Annotated in this window: 3 protein-coding genes; 2 read left to right on the top strand and 1 reads right to left on the bottom strand. The window is 64.5% G+C overall.

Annotated elements, in window-relative coordinates; all coding sequences use genetic code 11:
- Window positions 1-186: 186 nt before the first annotated feature.
- Window positions 187-1,356, bottom strand: coding sequence for a TraB/GumN family protein (locus AB7S84_RS16380; RefSeq protein WP_020877767.1), 1,170 nt, complete (start codon window positions 1,354-1,356; stop codon window positions 187-189).
- Between the two features lie 139 nt (window positions 1,357-1,495).
- On the opposite strand from AB7S84_RS16380, the gene AB7S84_RS16375 reads away from it, so the two are divergent.
- Window positions 1,496-2,314 (top strand): CbbQ/NirQ/NorQ/GpvN family protein, encoded by an 819-nt coding sequence (locus AB7S84_RS16375; RefSeq protein ID WP_020877766.1) that lies wholly within the window; start codon window positions 1,496-1,498, stop codon window positions 2,312-2,314.
- Window positions 2,301-5,078, top strand: a complete 2,778-nt coding sequence (locus AB7S84_RS16370) for a nitric oxide reductase activation protein NorD (RefSeq protein ID WP_428155790.1) — start codon at window positions 2,301-2,303, stop codon at window positions 5,076-5,078. The genes AB7S84_RS16375 and AB7S84_RS16370 overlap by 14 nt, the downstream gene beginning before the upstream one ends.
- Window positions 5,079-5,197: the final 119 nt, after the last annotated feature.

The following is a 5,197-nucleotide window of genomic DNA, read 5'->3' as shown; positions in this document are numbered from 1 at the left end:
CCGATCTTGCGTTATCGCTCGTCGACGTATAACCGCATACGCCTTCCTCGCTCTGCCTTGCCGGGGGCGCGCTCCCGTCGCCGACGGTGTTTCGGAGATTCGGGAGCGCACCCCCGCCTGCGTTATCGCTCGTCGACGTATAACCGCATACGCCTTCCTCGCTCTGCCTTGCCGGGGCTCGAACAGCTATCCCAGGACGTTGACCATGAGGGGGATGGCCACGAAGGTTCCGACGGTGCTGCCCAGGTTGGTGAAGACCACCACGAGGAGCACGCGGGTCACCTTGTTGCGCCAGAAGCCCCGGACGGAGAGGATGTCTTTGGGCAGATCCTCGAAGTCCATGACCCGGGGCTTTTTCACCAAAGCCTCCACCAGACCCGAGACCCACCCCGCCGCCACCATGGGGTTGAGGGAGGTCAGGGGCGCGGCTGCGACGGCCGAGACGACGGTCGCCGGATGGGCCAGGGCCGCGGCAGCGCCGAGCCCCGCGAAGACGCCGTTGGCCACCACCCACGAGAAGGCCATCCGGGCCCCCGCCTCGGCGCCGCCTCCGAAAAACCCGACGAGAAAGATCGCCGCGATGAGGAGGGGCAGAAGCCACTTGAGTGCCCCCGAAAGACGGCCCTTGGGCGGGATCTCCTCCAGGGCCGCGATGTCGATCTCCTTCTCCCAACCGGCGAGGATGCCGGGCACGTGACCGGCCCCCACCACCGCGACGATCTTCGATCCGGGTGCGGTCCGGATGCGGTGGGTCAGATACTGGTCCCGCTCGTCGATGAGGATGCTTTTGAGAACCGGGAGGGATCTGCCGACGTCATCCAGGAGGCTTTCCAGGATGTCCTGCTCCTTCATGCGCTCCACGTCCGCCTCGCTGATCTCCCCCAGATCCCCCATGGAGAGAATGAGCTGAAAGAGGAGCTTCATCCTGTCCCGGAATCCCATGATCCGCCAGGTCCGCGACAGGGTCACCCGGATGTCCCGGTCAGCCAGGTGAATCCGGGCTCCCACGGCATCCGCCGTCTCCATGGCCGTCAGCATCTCCTGTCCGGGGACGACGTCGAGTTTCTGGGCGATGCGTTTCTGGAAGGCCGCCAGCATGAGGTTCGAAAGGAGCAGAAAGGCCTTCTTTTCCCGAACGACCTTGACGATATCCATCTCCCGCCACTGGTCCTGCTGCCGGATGGCCTGGTATCGGGATGCGCAGAGCTCCACACAGACCGTGTCGGGTTTTTCAGCCTCGATGGTCCTTCGGACGAGCTCGGCGCTCTCCCTGGAGACATGGGCCGTTCCCACCAGGATGATCTCCTTCCCGCCCGCCCGGCAGCGGTGGACATTCGGGTTGTGGTTTGTTTCCATTATGCTATAATTCCTTAATTTGTCGTATGAAACGGGCCGGACATTCCGCCCGGCGCGCCCGAAGCGGATGTCCGCGCCGGGCGTGATGGATATAGACATGTTTGCCGATGCAACGCAAGATCAATTGGAGGACGACGGAATGACGGATGGTACCATGGCGGCGATGAGGGAGTGCTACCGGATCAGACAGGCCCCCTACTATCTGGAGACGGGAGACGAGGTCGCCGTCTTCGAGGCGGCCTACGCGGCACGGCTGCCGGTGATGCTGAAAGGCCCCACCGGGTGTGGGAAGACTCGTTTCGTGGAGCACATGGCCTATCGGCTGGATCGTCCGCTGGTGACCGTTGCCTGCCATGAAGACCTCTTTGCTTCCGATCTCATCGGACGGTATCTCCTGAAGCGCGATGAAACCGTCTGGGAGGACGGCCCCCTGACCCGGGCCGTCCGGATGGGCGCCATCTGCTACCTGGACGAGGTCGTCGAGGCCCGGAAGGATACCACGGTGGTCATCCATCCCCTCACCGACAACCGGCGGACCCTGGCCATCGATAAAACAGGAGAGGTTCTGATCGCCCACCCCGATTTCGTTCTCGTCATCTCCTACAACCCGGGCTATCAGTCGGTCCTCAAGGACCTGAAGCAAAGCACTCGACAACGCTTCATCGCCATGGATTTCGACTATCCCGCCCCCGACCTGGAGACCGAGATCGTTTCCCGGGAGGGGGAAATCGACCGGGAGACCGCCGCGAAGCTGGTGACCCTTGCCGGAAAGATTCGGAATATCCGGGAACACGGTCTCACCGAAGGCGCCGGGACCCGCCTGCTCATCTACGCGGCAAGGCTGATCCGCCTGCATGTGCCCGTCCGGGAGGCATGCCGGTCGGCCGTCTGTCTGCCCCTCACGGATGACGAGCGTCTCCAGGAGACACTGGGGGATCTGATCGATGACCTCTTCTGACGTCCCTTCCACGGGCGGTGACGACGGCACGGCGCTTCTGAGCGAGCGTCTTGCCGTGGTGGATCCCGAACTGAGCGCGAAGGTGGCGGCCATTCTTTCTCCCAAGCGCTCCCGCGTTTCCAGGGACGATCTCGACCTGCTGGAGGAAGAGACCCTCTGGGCCATGGTCAGGGACATCGAGCTGGGGTATCTGACGGCCGAAGGCTACGCCCGGCTTCTGGGTGAGGTCTCCGCAGACCGCATCGCCGCATATCGCGGGATGATCCGGTATGTCGGGGAAAAGGGCGTCAATCTCGGCCGGATGCTCGCCCGTTACTGGGTGCCGGTCCTGAGGCACGGCGACGACGATTTGATCGATCGCTTCTCCCGGGCGGTCGGGGTCATGCGGAAAAAGGGGGAGTACACCCTCAAAAAACCCTTCGACTACCTCGCGACCCTCCTGGAGGAGGGGCAACTTGGCGCCGCCGCCGCCTTTCTGGGGCTGCTGCTGGAGATTTTTTCCCGGGACCTCCCCTATAATGAATGCCTCCACCTCGCCAGGGCCGTGCCCGAAACGACGGCCGCCCTCCCCGAGGCGAAACGGAACGCGCAGATCTCCCAGCTTCGGCGGGTGGCGCGCACGGACGTCCGCCTCGTACGTCCCTTCATGACCGCCCTTTCGGAAAAGCTCTGCCGGCTTTCGGAGGACGGCCTGCGCCGATTCGTCACCGCGGGTCTCGAGGCCTTCGGCCGCAACGCGGATGAGGGCCTCCGTTTCCTCTCCCTCGCCTCCCGGCAGGGCATCGATGCCTATCGGGAGCTTCTGGTCACCGTGGCCCTTCCCGAAATTCGGGGGCGGCTCAATCGGTATCTCAAGGCCCGAACCGGGCTGAGGATCGCCCTCCGGCCCATGTCGGCGACGGCTGCCGGCGCCCTCGAGGGGGCTTCCACGCCGCCGTTGGTCCTTTCCGACGGCCGGTGCATCTATCTCGCCGACGAGATCGGTCGGTTTCCCTCCCGTGACGAGAATCGGGAGATGTACACGTGTCTCGTGCGCCTCGAATCGGCGGTTTACGAATTCGGCACCTATGACTTCGATCTGGAGCGGACCCTGGAGGGGCTGCACGTGTCGCTGCCGGAGCCGGACGCCGCGCATCGATCGGATCTCGAGCCGGATCTCGAGCCGGATCTCGAGCGGTTTTTCGGAATCTTCCCGGAACCGGCACTGGCCCGAGACCTCTTTACCGTTTTCGAACAGGGTCGTCTGCGGGTGATCCTTGGCCGGGTATATCCCGGGGTGGTGAAAAGGGCTTTTCCCTTTCTGGTTCGGGCCGCCGGTATCGCACCCCCCGAGGAGCGGCCCCGGGAGCTTCTCTCCTGGCTCTACCGGCGGATAGGGATGGGGGAGACGCTCGATATCCGCGACCCCGGGTTTCGTCGGTCCCTCGAAGCGGTGGAGCGGTGTTTTGAAGGCCGTATCACCCCGGAAAGCGACGTGAACGCCGTCGGGGCTCTGGTTTTCGAGAGCTACCCCCTGGTCCGGCGCCTGATCGCCGGGGACGGGCACCCCAGCCCCCTGTCACCGCCCTTCGGCCGTCGGTTCCGATCGGATCTCCATTTTTCGGCCCACATCGATCACCATCGTACGGCCCGGCGCATCCAGACCCTGCTGAGGGCAAAAGGCGTCAAGGTCTATCGACAGGACCTGTTGAAGCGCCTCGTGATGCAGCAGGGCGTCCTTTCTTCGCAAGACCTCCGGGAAATGACCCTCTCCCCCGATGCGGGGAAGGGTTTACCGCCCGATCCGTTGAACGCCGGGCTTCCGGCCGAGGTGCTCGCGGCGGTTCTGGGCGAAACGGGCACGGCGGCAGGACCGGCGGAGGATGTGCCCTATCCGGTCTACTGGTACCGGGAATGGGATCATCAGCTGGGGGATTATCTCCATGATCACGTCCGGGTGCTGGAACGACCCCTCGGTGCGGCTGCCGACGATGTCTACCAGGAGGTCCTCCGGTCCCGCCGCGGCCTGGTCCGGAACATCCGCAGGGCCTTTGAACTGCTCAGGCCCGAGGGCCTCGTCCTGCTGCGCCGTTGGACCGAAGGGGACGATTTCGACTACCGGGCGCTCATCGACTTCGCCGTCGAACGAAAGGCGGGGATTCTTCCCTCGGACCGGCTCTATATCAAGCGCGTCAAGCAACAGCGGGACGTGGCGGTGCTGCTGCTGGTGGACCTGTCCCGTTCCACCGCCAATCGGGTTTTCGAATCCGCCGCCACGGTGCTTGACCTGGAAAAGGAGGCCGTCGTGCTCTTTGCGGAGGCCCTGACGGTGGTGGGGGACAATTTCGCGGTGGCGGGATTTTCCGGGACCGGGCGCCTGGGGGTCGACTACTACCGGATCAAGGATTTCGACGCGCCGGTGGACGATGCCGTTCGAGGGCGGATCAGCGCCGTGACCCCCCAGCGCAGCACCCGAACGGGCGCGGCCGTCCGCCACGCGACGGCCCAGCTGGCGGCGACGGCGGCCAGGGTTCGGCTGCTCATCATTCTGGGGGACGGTTTCCCCAACGATACGGGCTACAAGCGGGAATACGCCATTGCCGACACCCGGAAGGCCATTGCCGAAGCCCGGGCCAAAGGCGTCCATGCCCGGGCCATCACCGTCAATATCCTTGGCGACGAGCGGCTGGACGACCTCTACGGCAGCTTTCACCACAATGTCATCTCGGATGTCCGGGAACTGCCGGCCAAGCTGCTCAGGATCTACGGCACGCTGACGCGATAGGCCTTCCGTGGCCTGCGGCGCCTTGGAATCCGGGATCCCGGAAGAGGGAGAGGCTCACCGGCCGGGAAATGATCCTTTCGGCATAGAGTCCCCGAAAGAACGCGGAGAGGCCCGCCATT

The organism is Desulfococcus sp. (assembly GCF_050178255.1).
Classification (GTDB): domain Bacteria; phylum Desulfobacterota; class Desulfobacteria; order Desulfobacterales; family Desulfococcaceae; genus Desulfococcus; species Desulfococcus multivorans.
Note: the sequence above shows the minus strand (reverse complement) of the source record. Positions and strands in the feature narration are given on the sequence as shown.

What these genes read in the sequence shown, in the direction of transcription:
- AB7S84_RS16380 (WP_020877767.1), bottom strand. Translation starts at nt 1,356, where the DNA reads ATGGAAACAAACCACAACCCGAATGTCCACCGCTGCCGGGCGGGCGGG.
- AB7S84_RS16375 (WP_020877766.1), top strand. Translation starts at nt 1,496, where the DNA reads ATGACGGATGGTACCATGGCGGCGATGAGGGAGTGCTACCGGATCAGA.
- AB7S84_RS16370 (WP_428155790.1), top strand. Translation starts at nt 2,301, where the DNA reads ATGACCTCTTCTGACGTCCCTTCCACGGGCGGTGACGACGGCACGGCG.